Raw genomic sequence first — 17,201 nt, 5'->3', positions numbered from 1 at the left:
GTGCTGGGCATGACAGCCATCGCAGCGCAGACGACGGCCGGGGCGGCACCCGTGCTCGCCGCGGGCGGCGGTGCCGCCCCGCAGTGGATCATCGACCTCATGGACGCGCTGGGCGCGCCCGGTGCCGGGCTGGCCATCGCGCTGGAGAACCTCTTCCCTCCCCTGCCCAGCGAGGTGATCCTGCCGCTCGCCGGGTTCGCGGCGAGCAGCGGCCGGATGAGCCTGATCGCCGTCCTGGTGTGGACGACGGCGGGCTCGGTGATCGGCGCGCTCGCGCTGTACGGGATCGGCGCGCTGCTCGGCCGGGACCGGACGGTGGCGCTGGCGGCGCGGCTGCCGCTGGTGAAGGCCGCGGACATCGAGCGGACCGAGGCGTGGTTCCTGCGGCACGGCACCAAGGCGGTGTTCTTCGGCCGGATGATCCCCGTCTTCCGCAGCCTGATCTCCGTGCCGGCGGGCGTCGAGCGCATGCGGCTGCCGGTGTTCCTCGGGCTCACCACGCTGGGCAGCGCGCTCTGGAACACCGTGTTCGTGCTGGCCGGTTACGCCCTCGGGGACAACTGGCCCGAGGTCACCCGGATCGTCTCCACGTACTCCAAGGGCGTCCTCGCCGTGGCCGCCCTGGCCGTGCTGGCGTTCGCCGGTGTGCGCCTGCTGCGGCCGGGGGCCGGCCGGCGCCGGCGGGGGCGCGCGGACGACCGGCCCCGGGACCCGGAGGACGCGGAGGACCCGGGCGTCACCCCGCCTGCCGCACCGCCCGCAGGAACTCCCGCAGGATCCGCTCCCCGGCCAGGACGCCCCGCTCGGGAAGCGCGCTGATCGCGGGCGCCGTCCAGCCGCTGTCGGCGAGTTCGCCGTGGCCGGGGCGCCAGCCGCGGTCGGCGGCCAGCAGGAGGTCGGCGTCGAGGAGGGAGTCGCCGGCGGCCAGGGCGAGGGTGGCGCCGCTGCGACGGGCGACCTCGCGCATCGCCGCGCTCTTGGTGAGCGGCTTGGGCACCGCGTAGATCTTGCGGCCCTGCAGCGAGACGGTCCAGCCGCGGTTCTCCGCCCACACCGCGAGCTCCTTCACCCAGTCCTCGGGAAGCAGTTCGCGCTCGACGACGAGGTAGACGAACAGGTCCTCGGCGATGCGGTGCTTGCGGACCCAGGCCGGGTCGGCCTCCCGCATCAGGTGCTCGCTCACCTCGTCGAGCGAGGCGCACTCGTCGGCCAGCCGGGCCGTCACCCGCGCCTGCCAGTCCGGGTCGGAGACGCCGTCCACCAGCAGGTGCCCGCCGTTGGCGCAGATGGCGTACTTCGGGGCGGGGCCCGGCAGGTTGATGCGCTGGTACTGCTTGCGGGTGCGGGTCGTGGTCGGCACGAACAGCGCCGTGTCGCCGAGGTCGGTCAGGAGCTGGGCGGCCGTCTCCGTCAGGTAGGACAGCGGCCTGCTCTCGTGCACCTCCACGCACAGCAGCCGGGGCGCCCGGGCGTCCGGCATGGTCAGCGCCAGGGCGGCGGCGGAGTAGATCAGCGTGCGATCGAGGTCGCTGGCGACGAGCACCGGCATCAGACCGCCACCGCCTTGCCGTCGGCGCCGGTCGCGCCCCGCGTGTACCGGGGGTGGATCAGGCCGACGCAGGTGTAGGGCAGGCCGTCGACCTCCTCGACGGGCACGCCGCGCTGCTCGGCCAGCAGGCGGACGTGGTCGAGGTCGCGGCCCGCGCCGGCCCGGGCCAGCACCTTCCAGGGCACGCGGCGCAGCAGGACCCGGGTGGTCTCGCCGACTCCGGGCTTGACCAGGTTGACGTCGTGGATGCCGTACTCCTCACTGATGCGCTCGACGGCCGCCCAGCCCTCCCAGGTGGGGGTGCGGTCGGTGGCGAGCAGTTCCTTCGCCTGGGCGTCGGCCTCGCCGGTGACCTCCTCGAAGCGGGCGGACACCGCGTCGAGGAAGGCCACCGAGACGTCGGCGCCGGCGAGTTCGCGGTAGAACTTCGCGCCGTGGAAGTCGTGCGGACCCACCAGGTCCGCCCGCAGCACCGTGCGGGAGACCAGGCCGGACACCGTGGAGTTGAGGCAGGCGGAGGGGATGAGGAAGTCCTCGCGGGTGCCGTACGTCCGCACGCACGCGCCCGGGTCGGCCAGCACCGCGATCTCCGGGTCGAAGCCGGCGGCGCCGCCGGACTTCTCGAACTCGGCGACCGCCTGGGCGAGTTCGCGGGTGATGGCGCCCTTGCCGGTCCAGCCGTCGACGAAGACGACGTCGCGCGGGTCGTGGTGCTCGGCGAGCCAGCGCAGCGCGTTGGCGTCGATGCCGCGGCCGCGGACGATGGAGACGGCGTAGTGCGGCAGCTCCAGGCCGTGCCGGTACCGGGCCCAGCGGCGCATCAGGATGCCGACCGGCGTGCCCGCGCGGGCCAGGGAGACCAGGACGGGGCGGGGGGACCGCTCGGCGAGGACGGCCTCGGTGACCACGCCGACCGCCCGGGCGATGCGGGCCGCCGAGGTGTCCAGCGCCGCGTGGAAGAGCTGCTGGTACTGCTCGGTGGGCTGGTACTCCACCGGCAGCGACTCGGCGTAGTGCGCCCCGCCGCTCTGGATCGCCTCCTCGCGCTCCTCGGTCGGCGCCTCCAGCGTCACGTCCGAGAGGTCCTGCAGCAGCCAGCCGACCTCCTCGGGCGCGTACGAGGAGAAGGCGGGGCCGCGCAGGGGTTCGGGCAGCATGGAGGTCCTTTCGGGGACGTACAGGGGCTCGGGGACGTAGCTCGGGACGACCGCGAGGAGGACCTGCGGGGTGTGCGCGGCGAGCCGGGCCAGCAGGCCGTCGGGCGCGTGCAGCCGCGCGGTGTCGGCGACCGAGTCGACGACGGCGACCACGGCGTCGAAGCCGGCGCCCGCCACGTTGTAGGCGTAGCGGTCGCCGGGGCCGTCGGCGGGGTCGTCGTGCGCGGGGAAGACCAGGCGGGTGCGTATCGCGTAGCCGGGGTCGTCGACCGGCAGGACGGGCGAGCGGGTGGTGGTGGAGAACCGCACCTCGGCGTCGACGGCCCGCTCCAGCTCGCGGGCGAGTCGCAGCGGCGCGTACATGAGCTCCTCGAAGCCGAGGACGAGGACGCGGCGGGCGCCGGCGGGCAGCGCCCGCGCGAGCCGCGCGGCCATGGCGGGCAGGGCGCCCTCCAGCCGCTCGCGGTGCGCGGGGGTGAACCCGTGCCGTCCCCCGTCGGGCAGCCCGCGCGGCCAGCCCAGCTCGACGCGCGTGACACGGCCGTCCGCGCCCCCGGAGGCCGCCGGGCGCGCGTCGCCGGCCTCCGTCTCGTACCGGGCGACCAGCTCCTGCCCCTTCGCCAGCACGTCCTCCGGCAGCCGCACCGTGCCCGAGGCGGCGGCGACCAGGTCGACGCGGGCGCCGATCTCGCGGGCGAGGTCGTCCAGGCGGCCGGCGTCGGCGGGCGACCGCATGTCGACCAGGGCGACCACGACGTACCGCCCGCGCGGGTAGCGCTGGTGCAGGTCGCGGATGGTGTTCAGGACCGTGTTGCCGGTGGAGAACTCGTCGTCGACCAGGACGAGCGGGCCGTCGCCGACCAGCAGCGCCGGGTCCTCCGGCAGCAGCAGGTGCGAGGTGGCGTGCGAGTGGGACTCCTCGAAGCCGCCCGCCGGGGCCACGCCCGGCACCGGCCGGCGGGTGGAGTGCAGGTACGGGGCCACGCCGATGCCGTCGGCCACCGCGTGGCCGAGACCGGTCGCCGTCTCCGCGTAGCCGAGGACGACCGCCTCGCGCGCCTCGCCGGGGCCCAGCAGCTCCCGCACCCGGCGCCCGAGCGCCAGCCCGTGGCCGTAGACGACGGACGGCGACTGCGGTACGTGCTTGCCGAGCACGTGGGACACGAGCAGGTGCGCCCGCTTGGGGTTGCGGCGCAGCGCGAGCCCCAGCAGGCCGGTCAGCGCGTCGTCACCGGCCAGTTCGACGCCGAGCCGCTCGGCGACCCACCGGCCGGACCAGACGCCGCCCGCCCCGTCCGCCGGGCCGTCCGCCGCCGCGTCGCGCGTCCCTCCGGGACGCACCCCCTCGTTCACTGCTCTCTCCATGCGTTGTCGTGCCGGCTTCCGTGGTCCTCGCGTGCCGGCGGTCAGCCGGGCAGTCCGGCCGCGAGCAGCTCCACGAAGCCGACGTCCTCGTTCGCCACGCCGAAGACCTCGGCGCGCAGCAGGGTCCGCTCCGCCCAGGCGCGGTGCGGCTTCACCTCGTTCATCTTGTTCGTGTACGCCGACCTGAGCACGCCCCCGCCGCAGCGTTCCGGCCGCAGGATGTCCTGGGCGTCGCTGAACTCCTCGTGGCTGACCACCGACAGGGCGTGCACGGGCAGGACGTGGGAGGGGTGGATGCAGGTCTTGCCGAGCAGGCCGTTGGCGTGGTCCAGGGAGATCTCCCGCAGCAGGCCGTCCATGGCGTGCTCGATCAGCTTCTCGCGCAGCTCCACGGCCTGCACCTCCAGGAACGGGCTCTGCCGCAGCATCGGCTTGAACATGCGCTCCTGGACCCGGAAGTACTCCCACACCGGCCCGGTCACCGTGAAGCCGCTGCCGTCGGCCCGCCCCAGCATGTTCACCACGTCGGCGATCACGGAGGCGACGACCTGCACGTCGTACGCCGTCATGTCCGGGGCCCGGCGCAGCCCGTAGGAGGAGCAGAAGTCCGTCACGCCCAGGCGCAGCGCCAGCACGCGGTCGCGGTACTTGTCGACCGCGCGGGAGATGCCCTCCAGGGTCGCCACGCGGGACTCCCGGTACAGCAGCTCCGGCGACTCCAGGACCGGCATGGCGAACAGCCGCCGCCCGCAGGCGGCCTCCGCGTCGGCGAGCGCCTCCAGGAAGGGCACGCCGCGTTCCTCGGTGAACTTCGGCAGCACGAATCCGGACAGCAGCCGCACGGCGGGGCCGAGGCGCCGGACCAGGTCGGGGATCTGCTCGGGGGCGCGGACCCGGACGAACAGCAGCGGCAGCGCCGCCCCGGGCCGTGCGGCGAGGTCCGCGAACTGCCTGACGAGGTTCTCCTCGCCGGCCGGGACGTCCGCGTCGTCGATCGAGTCCTCCAGGCACAGCACCATCGACACCACGCCGCGACCGGCCTGCTTGACGATGTCGTCGGCGAGCTGCGGCCGGGTCGCCGGGCTGTAGAGCGTCGCGCCCAGGGCCGCGGCGAGCAGCCGGGCCGGGGAGTCCGGGGTGAACTCGACCGGCTCCCGGTAGAAGAGACGCTTCCGCACCTCAGGGGCGATATGCCCGAAATGACGCATTGAACTCCCCCGTGGTGGCTGGGCGGCCTGTGATGTCGAAAGGTGGCCGGTAATAGTACGTAGAGATCTGTGTCCGGGGTTCCCGTCGGTCATGAATTCCAGGTAACCCGGCTGTGTCGACGACATACCCCCGCGTTGTCGTGACCAGGACGGAGAGGGCAGGATGACGGCATGACGCACGCGATGCTGAAGGGGTCGAACGTCCCGCTCGAAGCCACCACGGTACGTGCCGTGCTGCGCTGGACGCCCGGGCAGGGGGTACCGGACGTCGACGCCTCCGCGCTGCTCCTCGGTCCCGACGGCCGTGTGCGCTCCGACGAGGACTTCGTCTTCTACAACCAGCCCCGGCACCCCTCCGGGAAGGTCTGGCGGCTCGGCAAGAAGCGGGTCGCCGAGGGCCTCACCGACACGATCCAGACAGATTGCGCCGGTGTCGAGTCCGAGGTCGGCCGGATTCTCCTGGTCGCTTCGGCGGACGGCGTCACCTTCGACCGCGTACGGGACCTGCGCATCCTGCTGTACGACGCGGCCCGCGCCGACGGGGAACCGCTGGCGTACTTCGACGTGAAGCCGGAGACGGGCCAGGAGACCGCGCTGATCTGCGGCGAGCTGTACCGGCGCGGCGAGGCCTGGAAGTTCCGCGCGCTGGGCGAGGGCTACTCCAACGGCCTGAAGGGACTGGCGACCGACTTCGGCATCTCGGTCGACGAGTCGGAGGCGGCGCAGGAGGAGTCCGCGGCGGCCGGCCCCACCCGGCCCGGCCCCGCGCACCCCGCGCCGGACCTGTCCCGCCCGCTGCCCCCGGAGCAGCCCCCGGGCGTCCCGGCCCAGCCCACGTACGGCTACCCGCAGCAGCCGCCCGCGACGACGCAGCAGCCCCCGGCGACCACGCAGCAGCCCCCGGCGACCACGGCCCCCTCCTACGGCTACCCGCACCCGTCCGCGTACGGGTACCCCCAGTCCCCGTCCCCCGCGACCGCGGGGGCCCGGCCCGGCTACGGCTACCCCGCAGCGCCCGCCCCCGACCCCGACTTCAGACTCCCGCCGCAGGGCCCCCAGTTCCTCGGCCGGTAGCCGGGCCGCGCCCCTTCGGGGGCGCGGGGAACCGCGCGACGGGCCACCAGGAGCCCGCCGGACGACGGACGCGCCCCGGCCCCCCGAGGCACACCCGGCCCGGCGGCAGCGCCCCTCAGCGCTGGGCCTTCGTCTTGTACCCCCGCCCCCACTGCAGCCCCCACCCGTACAGCCGGTCGAGCTCCGCCTGGAAGCCGTAGACGAACTTCACCTCGCGCCGCACGACGATCTCCTGCTTCACGTTCTCGATCAGCACCACCGCGCAGGACCGGGCCTGGGGGTGCCGTTCGTCCAGGCTTATCTCGATGCGCGGGCCGTTGCTCGGGTACAGCGTCACGACGGCGTGCGTACGGTCGAACGCGGGTGTCTGGTCGTAGATGTACGCGAAGACGAGCAGCCGCTTGATGTTCTCGCGGTGGTCGAGGTTGACGTAGATCGTCTCGCCGGACCCGGAGCCGAACCGGTCGTCGCCGCTGAGCTTGACGTACGGCGGGGCGTTGACGTCGCCGAGGTAGCCGCCGAGGGGCTGGACGACGCCCTTGGTGCCGTCCTGGAGCTCGTACAGGCAGCCCAGGTCGAGGTCGACGTTGACCATGCTCTGGCTGTGGCCGATCACCTCCGGCGGCTTGAGCGCCTTGAAGGGGTGGCGCAGCAGGCTCTCGCGCTGCGCGCCGCCGAAGTCGGAGGTCCGCATCCGCCAGGACAGGTTGATGCGCAGGTGGCCGGTGGCCGCGCCCTGCTTGGTCAGGGAGACCTGACTGTGCCGTTTGGTCAGTTCGATGGCGTTGCTCGCGGCGTTGCCCGAGTCGAAGTCGGCACCGCGTCCGCGCCAGAGTCCGTCGAAGAGTCCCATTCCCGCCCCCAGGTTCATGTGAAGGGCCCGCGGGTCACGGGAACCCACGGGCCTCGACGACCGGCGGGGCGGCCCCGAGGAGTCGTCCTCGGTGGCCGCCCCGCACAGAGCGTTCCTCACGCGGAGGGCCGTCACACCCCGGACGACACCTCGGTCTTGTCGTCCGAGTCCGTGCCTTCGGCCGCCGCCAGCCGCTTGTTGCGGCGCACGGAGGACCAGAAGGAGGCGCCGATCAGGACGACGCCGATGAGACCGGTGACGATCTCGTTGATCTCGTACTGGATGGTGACGAGCAGGATCAGCGCCAGGGCGCCGATGGCGTAGTGGGCGCCGTGCTCCAGGTAGACGTAGTCGTCCAGGGTGCCCTGGCGGACCAGGTAGACGGTGAGCGAGCGGACGTACATGGCGCCGATGCCCAGGCCCAGCGCCATCAGCACGATGTCGTTGGTGATGGCGAACGCGCCGATGACGCCGTCGAAGGAGAACGAGGCGTCCAGGACCTCCAGGTAGAGGAACATGAAGAAGGCGGCCTTGCCGGCCAGCGCGACCGCCGACTTGGGCCTGCCGGTGCGCTCGGCCTCCTCCTCGGCCTCGTGCTCGCGCTCCTCCTCCTCTTCGAGCTTGTCCTCGAAGTAGCCGGACAGCCCGCCCACGATCATGTACGTGATCAGGCCGGCGATGCCGGACAGCAGCACCGTCTCGGCCTTGTCCACGTGCGCGCCGCCGTGCTGGTGGGCGTGGGTGGCGAAGGTCAGCGCCGAGATCAGCAGGACGATCAGCGCGATGCACACCGAGAGCATGTCGACCCTGCCGAGCTTGGCCAGCGGCCGCTCCAGCCAGGTCAGCCACTTGATGTCCCGGTCCTCGAAGATGAAGTCCAGGAAGATCATCAGCAGGAACATGCCGCCGAAGGCGGCGATCGCCGGGTGGGCGTCGGTGACGAGCTCCTGGTAGCGGTCCTTGTCGCTGAGCGCCAGGTCGACCGCCTCGATCGGGCCGAGCTGGGCGCTGACGGCGACGATCACGACGGGGAAGACCAGCCGCATGCCGAAGACGGCGATCAGGATGCCGATGGTGAGGAAGATCTTCTGCCAGAAGGCATTCATCTTCTTCAGGATCCCGGCGTTGACCACCGCGTTGTCGAAGGACAGCGAAATCTCGAGGATCGAGAGGATCGCCACGATGCCGAACGCGGTCCACCCCCCGAACAGGACCGCTGCGACCAGGCCGAGCGCGGTGACCGCGAACGACCACCCGAAGGTTTTCAGAACCACTGGCTACCCAATCGTGTGTTGGGGGTACCCCCAAGCGAAGCTTGGCGGGGAATTTGCCCCACGCCGTACCCGGCTTTACGAAACATTGACTCCGAAGTCTAGAGCGATCCCCCGCAGGCCCGACGCGTACCCCTGTCCCACGGCCCGGAACTTCCATTCGCCCTGATACCGGTAGACCTCGCCGAAGATCATCGCCGTTTCGGTGGAGGCGTCCTCGCTCAGGTCGTAACGGGCGAGCTCCTGGCCGTCCGCCTGGTTCACCACGCGGATGAAGGCGTTGCTGACCTGGCCGAAGGTCTGGCCGCGCTCGTCGGCCAGGTGGATCGAGACCGGGAAGACGATCTTGTCGACCTGCGGCGGCACCTTGGAGAGGTCGATCAGGATCGACTCGTCGTCGCCGTCGCCCTCGCCGGTGAGGTTGTCACCGGTGTGCTCGACCGAGCCGTCCGGGCTCTTGAGCTGGTTGTAGAAGACGAACCACTCGTCCCCCAGCACCCGGCCTCCGCTGCACATCAGGGCGCTGGCGTCGAGGTCGAACGGGGCTCCGGTGGTGGAACGCGCGTCCCAGCCGAGCCCGACCATCACCTGCGTGAGGTTCGGTGCGGCCTTGGACAGGGAGACGTTGCCCCCCTTGGCGAGCGTGACGCCCATGATGCTGGTCCCCTCCCGAGGCGATGCTTCTGTGGCTGTCCTACGCGTCCGGCGCCGCACCTAAACCGTGCGACGCCGGACAGAGACCTTCGGAACGGCTCAGACGTTCACGCCGAAGTCCTGCGCGATGCCGCGCAGGCCCGAGGCGTAGCCCTGGCCGATGGCGCGGAACTTCCACTCCGCGCCGTGCCGGTACAGCTCACCGAAGACCATCGCGGTCTCGGTGGAGGCGTCCTCGCTCAGGTCGTAGCGGGCGATCTCGGCGCCGCCGGCCTGGTTCACCACGCGGATGAACGCGTTGCGGACCTGGCCGAAGGACTGCTGGCGGTTCTCGGCGTCGTAGATGGAGACCGGGAAGACGATCTTCTCGACGTCGGCCGGGACGCCGGCGAGGTCGACCTTGATCTGCTCGTCGTCGCCCTCGCCCTCGCCGGTGAGGTTGTCACCGGTGTGCTCGACCGAGCCGTCCGGGCTCTTGAGGTTGTTGAAGAAGACGAAGTGCGCGTCGCTGGCGACCTTGCCGGAGCTGTTCAGCAGCAGCGCGCTCGCGTCCAGGTCGAAGTCGGTGCCGGTCGTGGTGCGGACGTCCCACCCCAGACCGACGATGACCGCGGTCAGGCCCGGCGCCTCCTTGGTCAGCGATACGTTGCCGCCCTTGCTGAGGCTGACTCCCACGAGTCCTCCATTGGTGTCCAGGGGCGGGGTGCCCCGTAGTGCTCGGATGTCGGATCAACGAGTCGATCCTAGTGACGGGTTCCCGCCCCCCGCAGGCCCCGGAGCCGAAGAATCACAGGGTGTCGGGGGGCTCCGGGAACGTCACAGGGTGTCGAGCGCCTTCACGTAGTCGTTCAGGTCGCGGGCGTCCGGCAGGCCGTTGACCACGGTCCACCGCACGACGCCCTCCTTGTCGATGACGAAGGTCCCGCGCACGGCGCAACCCTTGTCCTCGTCGAAGACGCCGTACGCGCGCGAGACGTTGCCGTGCGGCCAGAAGTCCGACAGCAGCGGGTACTCCAGGCCCTCCTGCTCGGCGAAGACGCGCAGGGTGTGGATGGAGTCGTTGGAGACCGCGAGCAGCTGGGTGTCGCGGTCGGAGAACTGCGGCAGGTTGTCGCGCAGCTCGCACAGCTCGCCCGTGCACACGCCGGTGAAGGCGAAGGGGTAGAAGAGCAGCACCACGTTCTTGTGACCGCGGAAGTCGGAGAGCTTCACGGTCGCGCCGTGGTTGTCCTTGAGCTCGAAGTCGGGGGCCTTCTCGCCGACCTGGATCGCCATCGCGCTGTTCGTCCCTTCGGAGGGTTGTTCGGACGGAACCACCCTACGCAGGGAGCGTCACAGGCCGGCGGGCGGGCCGACGTGGTCGGCCCGCCCGGTCCTGCGGCTAGCGCTTGGCCTTCGCGGCCTTCGGCGTCGCCAGCCGGCTGCCGCTCCAGTCCTTGCCGACGCTGACGCTCTTGGACGCCGTGAGGCCGGCCGTCGTGGCGGCCTCCGAGATGTCGCTCGGCTCCACATACCCCGCACGGCCGGTCTTCGGCGTGAGGAGCAGGATCGCGCCGCCTTCTTCGATGTACGTGGTGGCATCCACCAGCGCATCCGTCAGGTCGCCGTCGTCGTCACGGAACCACAGCACAACGGCGTCGGCCACGTCGTCGTAGTCCTCGTCGACCAGGTCGCCCTCGATGGTTTCCTCGATGGCCTCGCGGAGCTCCTGGTCGACGTCGTCGTCGTAGCCGATCTCCTGGACCACCTGCCCGGGCTGGAACCCCAGCCTGCCGGCAGGGTTCGTCCGCTCCTCCGCGTGGTCCGCGGTCGCGCTCACGGGTTGCCTCCTGATCATGTTCTTGGATGGGGGTACCCCCCAGTTCGTGGGGGAGTCTCAGCCACGCGCGTGCGCGAAGCATTGGCCGTAGTCCACACGGGCGGGACGGATCGCGCAAGTACCCGGCCGTTCAGACCGCCGAAACGGTGACGATCCTGGCCGTGTCACCGCAACTCCCTGCACACCATCATGGTCCCAGGTGACACACACCACACCTTTCTGCCCCCCTTTGCGCGTTTGGGAACCGCCCGCCGCCGGCGGGTACCGGTTACCCCTCAGTAAAGGTGACGTTTGCCGTCCCGAGGTACACGATGGGGAACGGTGCAGGCACACCCCCCGAACAGCGGCCCTCTGACAGGTAAGGAACAGCGTGGCTTCCGCATCCGATCGCAACCCGATCATCATTGGCGGCCTTCCGAGTCAGGTTCCTGACTTCGATCCCGAAGAGACCCAGGAGTGGCTCGACTCCCTCGACGCCGCCGTCGACGAGCGCGGCCGGGAGCGGGCCCGCTACCTGATGCTGCGGCTGATCGAGCGGGCCCGCGAGAAGCGCGTGGCCGTGCCCGAGATGCGCAGCACGGACTACGTCAACACCATCCCCACCAAGAGCGAGCCGTTCTTCCCGGGCAACGAGGAGATCGAGCGCAGGATCCTCAACGCCACCCGCTGGAACGCGGCCGTGATGGTCTCGCGGGCCCAGCGGCCCGGCGTCGGCGTGGGCGGCCACATCGCCACGTTCGCCTCCTCCGCCTCCCTGTACGACGTCGGCTTCAACCACTTCTTCCGCGGCAAGGACGAGGGCGACGGCGGGGACCAGGTCTTCTTCCAGGGCCACGCCTCCCCGGGCATCTACGCGCGCGCGTACCTGCTGGACCGGCTCGGCGAGCAGCACCTGGACGGCTTCCGCCAGGAGAAGTCGCAGTCGCCGCACGGCCTGTCGTCGTACCCGCACCCGCGCCTGATGCCGGACTTCTGGGAGTTCCCGACGGTCTCGATGGGCCTCGGCCCGATCGGCGCGATCTACCAGGCGCGCATGAACCGCTACATGCACGCGCGCGGGATCGCCGACACCTCGAAGTCACACGTCTGGGCGTTCCTCGGCGACGGCGAGATGGACGAGCCGGAGTCGCTGGGCCAGCTCACGCTCGCCGCGCGCGAGGGCCTGGACAACCTGACCTTCGTGGTCAACTGCAACCTCCAGCGCCTGGACGGCCCGGTGCGCGGCAACGGCAAGATCATCCAGGAGCTGGAGTCGGTCTTCCGGGGTGCCGGCTGGAACGTGATCAAGCTGATCTGGGACCGCACCTGGGACCCGCTGCTCGCGCAGGACCGCGACGGCATCCTGGTCAACAAGATGAACACGACCCCGGACGGGCAGTTCCAGACGTACGCCACCGAGTCCGGCGCGTACATCCGCGACCACTTCTTCGGCGACGACCACCGGCTGCGCGCGATGGTCGAGAACATGACCGACGACCAGATCCTGCACCTGGGCCGCGGCGGTCACGACCACCGCAAGATCTTCGCGGCCTACAAGGCGGCCGTGGAGCACAAGGGCCAGCCGACGGTCATCCTCGCCAAGACGATCAAGGGCTGGACGCTGGGCCCGAACTTCGAGGGCCGCAACGCCACGCACCAGATGAAGAAGCTGACGGTCGACGACCTCAAGCGCTTCCGGGACCGCCTGCACCTGCCGATCTCCGACAAGGAGCTGGAGTCCGGCCTGCCGCCGTACTACCACCCGGGCCGGAACTCGGAGGAGATCCAGTACATGCACGACCGCCGCAAGAGCCTGGGCGGGTACGTGCCCACGCGCGTGGTCCGCTCCGAGCCGCTGGCGCTCCCCGACGACAAGACGTACGCGAGCGTGAAGAAGGGCTCGGGTCAGCAGTCCATCGCGACGACCATGGCCTTCGTCCGGCTCCTCAAGGACCTCATGCGGGACAAGGAGATCGGCAAGCGGTTCGTGCTGATCGCGCCGGACGAGTACCGCACGTTCGGCATGGACTCCTTCTTCCCGAGTGCGAAGATCTACAACCCGCTGGGCCAGCAGTACGAGGCGGTCGACCGCGAGCTGCTGCTCGCCTACAAGGAGTCGCCCAACGGCCAGATGCTGCACGACGGCATCTCGGAGGCCGGCTGCACGGCCTCCCTGATCGCCGCCGGATCGGCCTACGCGACCCACGGCGAGCCGCTGATCCCGGTCTACGTCTTCTACTCGATGTTCGGTTTCCAGCGCACCGGCGACCAGTTCTGGCAGATGGCCGACCAGCTGGCGCGCGGTTTCGTGCTGGGCGCGACCGCCGGCCGCACGACCCTGACCGGTGAGGGCCTCCAGCACGCGGACGGCCACTCCCAGCTGCTCGCCTCGACCAACCCGGCGTGCGTGGCGTACGACCCGGCGTTCGGCTTCGAGATCGCGCACATCGTCAAGGACGGCCTGCGCCGCATGTACGGCGGCTCCGAGGAGCACCCGCACGGCGAGGACGTCTTCTACTACCTGACCGTCTACAACGAGCCGATCCAGCACCCGGCCGAGCCGGAGAACGTGGACGTCGAGGGCATCCTCAAGGGCATCTACCGCTTCAGCGAGGGCACGGCCGGCTCGATCCCGGCGCAGATCATGGCGTCGGGCGTGGCGCTGCCCTGGGCGATCGAGGCGCAGCGGATCCTCGCCGAGGAGTGGAACGTCCGGGCGGACGTCTGGTCGGCGACCTCCTGGAACGAGCTGCGGCGCGACGCCGTGGCCTGCGAGGAGCACAACCTGCTGCACCCGGAGGAGGAGCAGCGGGTGCCGTACGTGACGCGGAAGCTGGCCGGGGCGCAGGGTCCGTTCGTGGCCGTCTCCGACTGGATGCGGTCGGTTCCCGACCAGATCGCGCGCTGGGTGCCGGGCACCTACCAGTCCCTCGGCGCGGACGGCTTCGGCTTCGCCGACACCCGGGGCGCGGCCCGCCGCTTCTTCCACATCGACGCGCAGTCGGTCGTGGTCGCGGTGCTGACCGAGCTGGCCCGCGAGGGCAAGGTGGACCGCTCGGTGCTCAAGCAGGCGATCGACCGGTACCGGCTGCTGGACGTGTCGGCGGCCGACCCGGGGGTCGCGGGCGGCGACGCGTAGCGCACGGGCCGTCGTCAAGGGGTGGTGCACCTGCGGGTACACCACCCCTTCGCGTTTCCTACGATGCGGCCATGAAGCAGCAGTCGGCCCAAGCCCGCTGGGAGCAGCACGCGCAGCGGCCCCTCTTCGCCCTGGCCCTGGCCTTCGCGGTCGCCTACGCCGTGCCGATCGTCCGGCCCGACGCGAGCCGCGCGGTGGTGGACGTGTGCGAGGCCGTGGAGTGGGCGGTGTGGGGGGCGTTCGCCCTCGACTACGCCGTCCGGCTCGCCCTCGCCGAGCGGCGCGGGGACTTCGTGCGGTCCCACTGGCTCGACCTGGTGGCGGTGCTGCTGCCGCTGCTGCAGCCGATGCGGTTGCTGCGGCTGGTGTCGACGCTGCTGCTGGTCGGGCAGCGGGCCCGGATGGCCTCGCAGATACGGCTCACCACCTACGTCGCCGGATCGGTGGTCGGCCTGCTGATGTTCGGGTCGCTGGCGGTGCTGTCGGTGGAGCGGGACTCGCCGGACGGGAACATCAAGACGCTGGGTGACGCGGTGTGGTGGTCGTTCACGACGATGACCACCGTGGGGTACGGCGACCACGCGCCGACCACCGGGCTCGGGCGGATGCTGGCCGTCGGGCTGATGCTGTCCGGGATCGCCCTGCTGGGTGTGGTGACCGCGAACATCGCCGCGTGGTTCATAGCGCGCTTCGACGACGACGTGGAGGAGCGGCGCCAGACGCAGGCGATACGGGAACTGGCCGAGGAGGTGCGGGCGTTGCGCGAGGAGGTGGCGGCGCTGAGGAGCGCCCCGGCGGCGGAGCAGGCGGGGCCGCCGCCGGCGGGGGTGCTGAAGGGCGTGCCGTCGGCGGGCCGTGCCCGCCGGCCCGCGGAAGGCCCCTGACGCACAGGAGGACCCCCGGCCGCACCGCCGGAGGCCCTGCCCTTTCTTCTTGCTCCGGGTCAGAACATGCCGTGACCCGGAGTCGCCGCTCCGGCCAGCCAGACGACGGCCAGGAGCGTGTCCACGGCGCCGAGGGCGACGGCGACCACGGCCGGCAGCGGCCGGGCGCCCGCCCAGGTGCGTCCCATGGAGAGCCAGCCGCAGACGATCGCGACGGGGCCGAGGATGATCCCCAGCGTGAAGAACCCGGCGACCGCGCAGACGACTCCGATGATTCCGAGCGTCGCGCGATCCGGCCCGGTCCGTGACCACGTCCGGCCACGTGAGCGGGGGTGCCTGCGCGTTCCGTGTCCGAAGCTCGCCATCATCAACTCCCCGAACCCCTCAGACAGTTGGATGCGTTGCGGGGTTCGGTGAAGCGAGTACCCCCGATACGGCGGTCAATCCCGCTGCCTGCGCGCTGCCCCCCTCCGGCAGCGCGCCGCAGCCGGCGTCCCCCATGTCCTGCGGAGGACTTGACCCACTGTGACCTGCGGCGCGTGCCGAAGGGGAGGGATCACCGGCCTTGTTCACCCTGATAGGCGAACTCGGCCGGGACCGGCGGCGCTCCGTCAGATGTGCCCGACGCCCGCGCCCGCCTCGGCGTTCTCCCCGCGCTTGGTGAGGAACGCGACGAACACGGCGACGGCCGCGACGCCCGCGGCGGTCAGCGACGCCAGGCTCATGCCGTCGATGAACGTGCCGTGCGCGACCTCGGTGATCTTCGCGGCGATCTGCTCGGGCGTGCCCGGGGCGACCGGCGGCACACCGACCTGGACCGCCTCGGAGGCCTGGCCCAGCTGTTCGGGCGTGAGCTGCGGGAGACCGGCCTCCTTCCAGTTGCCGGCCAGGTCGTTGTCGACCTTGGAGGCCATCACCGCGCCCAGCACCGCCGTGCCGAGGCTGCCGCCGATCTGCATCGCGGCCTGCTGGAGGCCGCCGGCGACACCGGAGAGCTCCATCGGCGCGTTGCCCACGATGACCTCCGTGGCGCCGACCATGACGGGCGCGAGGCCGAGGCCCAGCAGGGCGAACCAGACGGACATGATGCCGCTGCCGGTGTCCGTCTCCAGCGTGGACATGCCGTACATGGCGATCGCGGTGAGCGCCATGCCGCCGGCCAGCGGGACGCGCGGGCCGAACTTGGTGATCATCGCGCCGGCGAGCGGCGAGCCGACGATCATCATGCCGGTGAGCGGCAGCAGGTGCAGGCCGGCGTCGATCGGGCTCATGCCGTGCACGTTCTGGAGGTAGAACGTCACGAAGAACAGGCCGCCCATGAAGGCGATGGCCATCAGGACCATCAGGACGACACCCGCGGAGAGCGGGACGGAGCGGAACAGGCCCAGCGGGACGAGCGGTTCCCTGACCTTGGTCTCCCAGACGGCGAAGAGCGCGAAGCCCACCACGGAGGCGGCGAGGAACGCCCACGTCCTGCCGTCGCCCCAGCCCCACTCCGGGGCCTTGATCAGGGCCCACACCAGGCAGAACATCGCGGCCGACAGCAGGACGATGCCGAGGATGTCGAAGGAGCGCGGGGCGTTCTGCGCGCGGTGGTCGAGCAGGATGACGACGCCGAGGACGACCGCCAGGATGCCGACCGGCACGTTGATGAAGAACACCGACTGCCAGTTGACGTGCTCGACGAGGACACCGCCGAGGATCGGGCCGCCCGCGGTGGAGGCGCCGATGACCATGCCCCAGATGCCGATGGCCATGTTGAGCTTCTCGGCGGGGAAGGTGGCCCGCAGCAGGCCGAGGGCGGCCGGCATCAGCAGCGCGCCGAACAGGCCCTGCAGCACGCGGAAGGTGACGACCAGCGCGATGCTGCTGGACAGGCCGATGGCACCGGAGGCGGCCGCGAAGCCGACCACGCCGATGAGGAAGGTCTGCCGGTGGCCGAAGCGGTCGCCGAGCTTGCCGGCGGTGATCAGGGAGACCGCGAGGGCGAGGAAGTAGCCGTTGGTGATCCACTGGACCTCGGCGAAGGTGGCGCTGAGGTCCTTCTGGATGGCCGGGTTGGCGATGGCCACGATGGTGCCGTCGAGGGCCACCATCATGACCCCCACTGCGACGGTGATGAGCGTGAGCCAGGGGTGTCCGCGCAGCCCCTTGCCCGGCGTCGCGTCCGACGGGGAGGCCGGCGCCCTGCCCCCCGACCCCGTCGTGTCGATGGTGGTCTGACTAGTCATACCTTGAGGCTAATGACA

At 71.2% G+C, this 17,201-nt stretch carries 15 protein-coding genes; 4 read left to right on the top strand and 11 right to left on the bottom strand.

The genetic code is table 11. The annotated features are described in order from the left end of the window. The first annotated feature begins 9 nt into the window (after positions 1–9). The gene (locus tag ACIF8T_RS02785) at positions 10–819 is read left to right on the top strand and encodes a DedA family protein (RefSeq protein WP_400030416.1); all 810 of its coding nucleotides are present in this window, start codon (positions 10–12) and stop codon (positions 817–819) included. Here ACIF8T_RS02785 and ACIF8T_RS02780 read toward each other — a convergent pair. Genes ACIF8T_RS02780 through ACIF8T_RS02770 form a run of 3 tightly spaced genes read right to left on the bottom strand, consistent with a single transcriptional unit; the run spans position 737 to position 5,279 of the window. Continuing rightward, positions 737–1,549: an HAD family hydrolase gene (locus ACIF8T_RS02780; protein WP_400030414.1), complete on the bottom strand. Its 813-nt coding sequence runs from the start codon at positions 1,547–1,549 to the stop codon at positions 737–739. The two genes, ACIF8T_RS02785 and ACIF8T_RS02780, sit on opposite strands and share 83 nt — an antisense overlap. Then, positions 1,549–4,071, bottom strand: coding sequence for a phosphoribosyltransferase (locus ACIF8T_RS02775; RefSeq protein ID WP_400030412.1), 2,523 nt, complete (start codon positions 4,069–4,071; stop codon positions 1,549–1,551). The genes ACIF8T_RS02780 and ACIF8T_RS02775 overlap by 1 nt, the downstream gene beginning before the upstream one ends. A gap of 41 nt (positions 4,072–4,112) precedes the next feature. Continuing rightward, positions 4,113–5,279: an HpcH/HpaI aldolase/citrate lyase family protein gene (locus ACIF8T_RS02770; RefSeq protein WP_400030411.1), complete on the bottom strand. Its 1,167-nt coding sequence runs from the start codon at positions 5,277–5,279 to the stop codon at positions 4,113–4,115. Positions 5,280–5,450: 171 nt separating this feature from the next. On the opposite strand from ACIF8T_RS02770, the gene ACIF8T_RS02765 reads away from it, so the two are divergent. Further along, positions 5,451–6,353 (top strand): TerD family protein, encoded by a 903-nt coding sequence (locus ACIF8T_RS02765; RefSeq protein WP_400030409.1) that lies wholly within the window; start codon positions 5,451–5,453, stop codon positions 6,351–6,353. Between the two features lie 115 nt (positions 6,354–6,468). Here the strand turns inward: ACIF8T_RS02765 and ACIF8T_RS02760 are convergent, their stop codons facing one another. The 6 genes from ACIF8T_RS02760 to ACIF8T_RS02735 form a co-directional block, all read right to left on the bottom strand. Then, entirely contained in the window at positions 6,469–7,206 is a 738-nt protein-coding gene (locus ACIF8T_RS02760; protein ID WP_400030408.1) for a Tellurium resistance, read from the bottom strand. A 131-nt stretch (positions 7,207–7,337) separates the two neighbouring features. Further along, the gene (locus ACIF8T_RS02755) at positions 7,338–8,480 is read right to left on the bottom strand and encodes a DUF475 domain-containing protein (protein WP_400030406.1); all 1,143 of its coding nucleotides are present in this window, start codon (positions 8,478–8,480) and stop codon (positions 7,338–7,340) included. A gap of 75 nt (positions 8,481–8,555) precedes the next feature. Then, positions 8,556–9,131: a TerD family protein gene (locus ACIF8T_RS02750; RefSeq protein ID WP_400030404.1), complete on the bottom strand. Its 576-nt coding sequence runs from the start codon at positions 9,129–9,131 to the stop codon at positions 8,556–8,558. 99 nt (positions 9,132–9,230) lie between these two features. After that, on the bottom strand, positions 9,231–9,806 hold the full coding sequence (locus ACIF8T_RS02745; RefSeq protein ID WP_400030402.1) for a calcium homeostasis/redox stress adaptation protein: 576 nt from the start codon (positions 9,804–9,806) through the stop codon (positions 9,231–9,233). A gap of 141 nt (positions 9,807–9,947) precedes the next feature. Next, entirely contained in the window at positions 9,948–10,406 is a 459-nt protein-coding gene (locus tag ACIF8T_RS02740; protein ID WP_400030400.1) for a peroxiredoxin, read from the bottom strand. 106 nt (positions 10,407–10,512) lie between these two features. After that, complete coding sequence (locus tag ACIF8T_RS02735; protein WP_400030398.1) at positions 10,513–10,950, bottom strand: DUF3052 domain-containing protein; 438 nt, start codon at positions 10,948–10,950, stop codon at positions 10,513–10,515. 370 nt (positions 10,951–11,320) lie between these two features. Here ACIF8T_RS02735 and aceE point away from each other — a divergent pair, with 370 nt between their 5' ends. Both aceE and ACIF8T_RS02725 read left to right on the top strand, forming a co-directional pair. Beyond that, a complete protein-coding gene (gene aceE / locus ACIF8T_RS02730; RefSeq protein ID WP_400030396.1) occupies positions 11,321–14,068 on the top strand; it encodes a pyruvate dehydrogenase (acetyl-transferring), homodimeric type in 2,748 nt (915 codons plus the stop codon). A gap of 71 nt (positions 14,069–14,139) precedes the next feature. Beyond that, on the top strand, positions 14,140–14,952 hold the full coding sequence (locus tag ACIF8T_RS02725; protein ID WP_400030395.1) for a potassium channel family protein: 813 nt from the start codon (positions 14,140–14,142) through the stop codon (positions 14,950–14,952). A 59-nt stretch (positions 14,953–15,011) separates the two neighbouring features. Here the strand turns inward: ACIF8T_RS02725 and ACIF8T_RS02720 are convergent, their stop codons facing one another. Both ACIF8T_RS02720 and ACIF8T_RS02715 read right to left on the bottom strand, forming a co-directional pair. Beyond that, entirely contained in the window at positions 15,012–15,320 is a 309-nt protein-coding gene (locus ACIF8T_RS02720; RefSeq protein ID WP_400030393.1) for a small hydrophobic protein, read from the bottom strand. 243 nt (positions 15,321–15,563) lie between these two features. Continuing rightward, the gene (locus ACIF8T_RS02715) at positions 15,564–17,183 is read right to left on the bottom strand and encodes an MFS transporter (protein ID WP_400030391.1); all 1,620 of its coding nucleotides are present in this window, start codon (positions 17,181–17,183) and stop codon (positions 15,564–15,566) included. Positions 17,184–17,201 lie beyond the last annotated feature (18 nt).

This window comes from Streptomyces sp. NPDC085946 (genome assembly GCF_044540485.1).
In the GTDB taxonomy this organism is placed as follows: domain Bacteria; phylum Actinomycetota; class Actinomycetes; order Streptomycetales; family Streptomycetaceae; genus Streptomyces.
The sequence above is the reverse complement of the archived record's forward strand: the minus strand, read 5'-3'. Positions and strand labels throughout refer to the sequence as shown.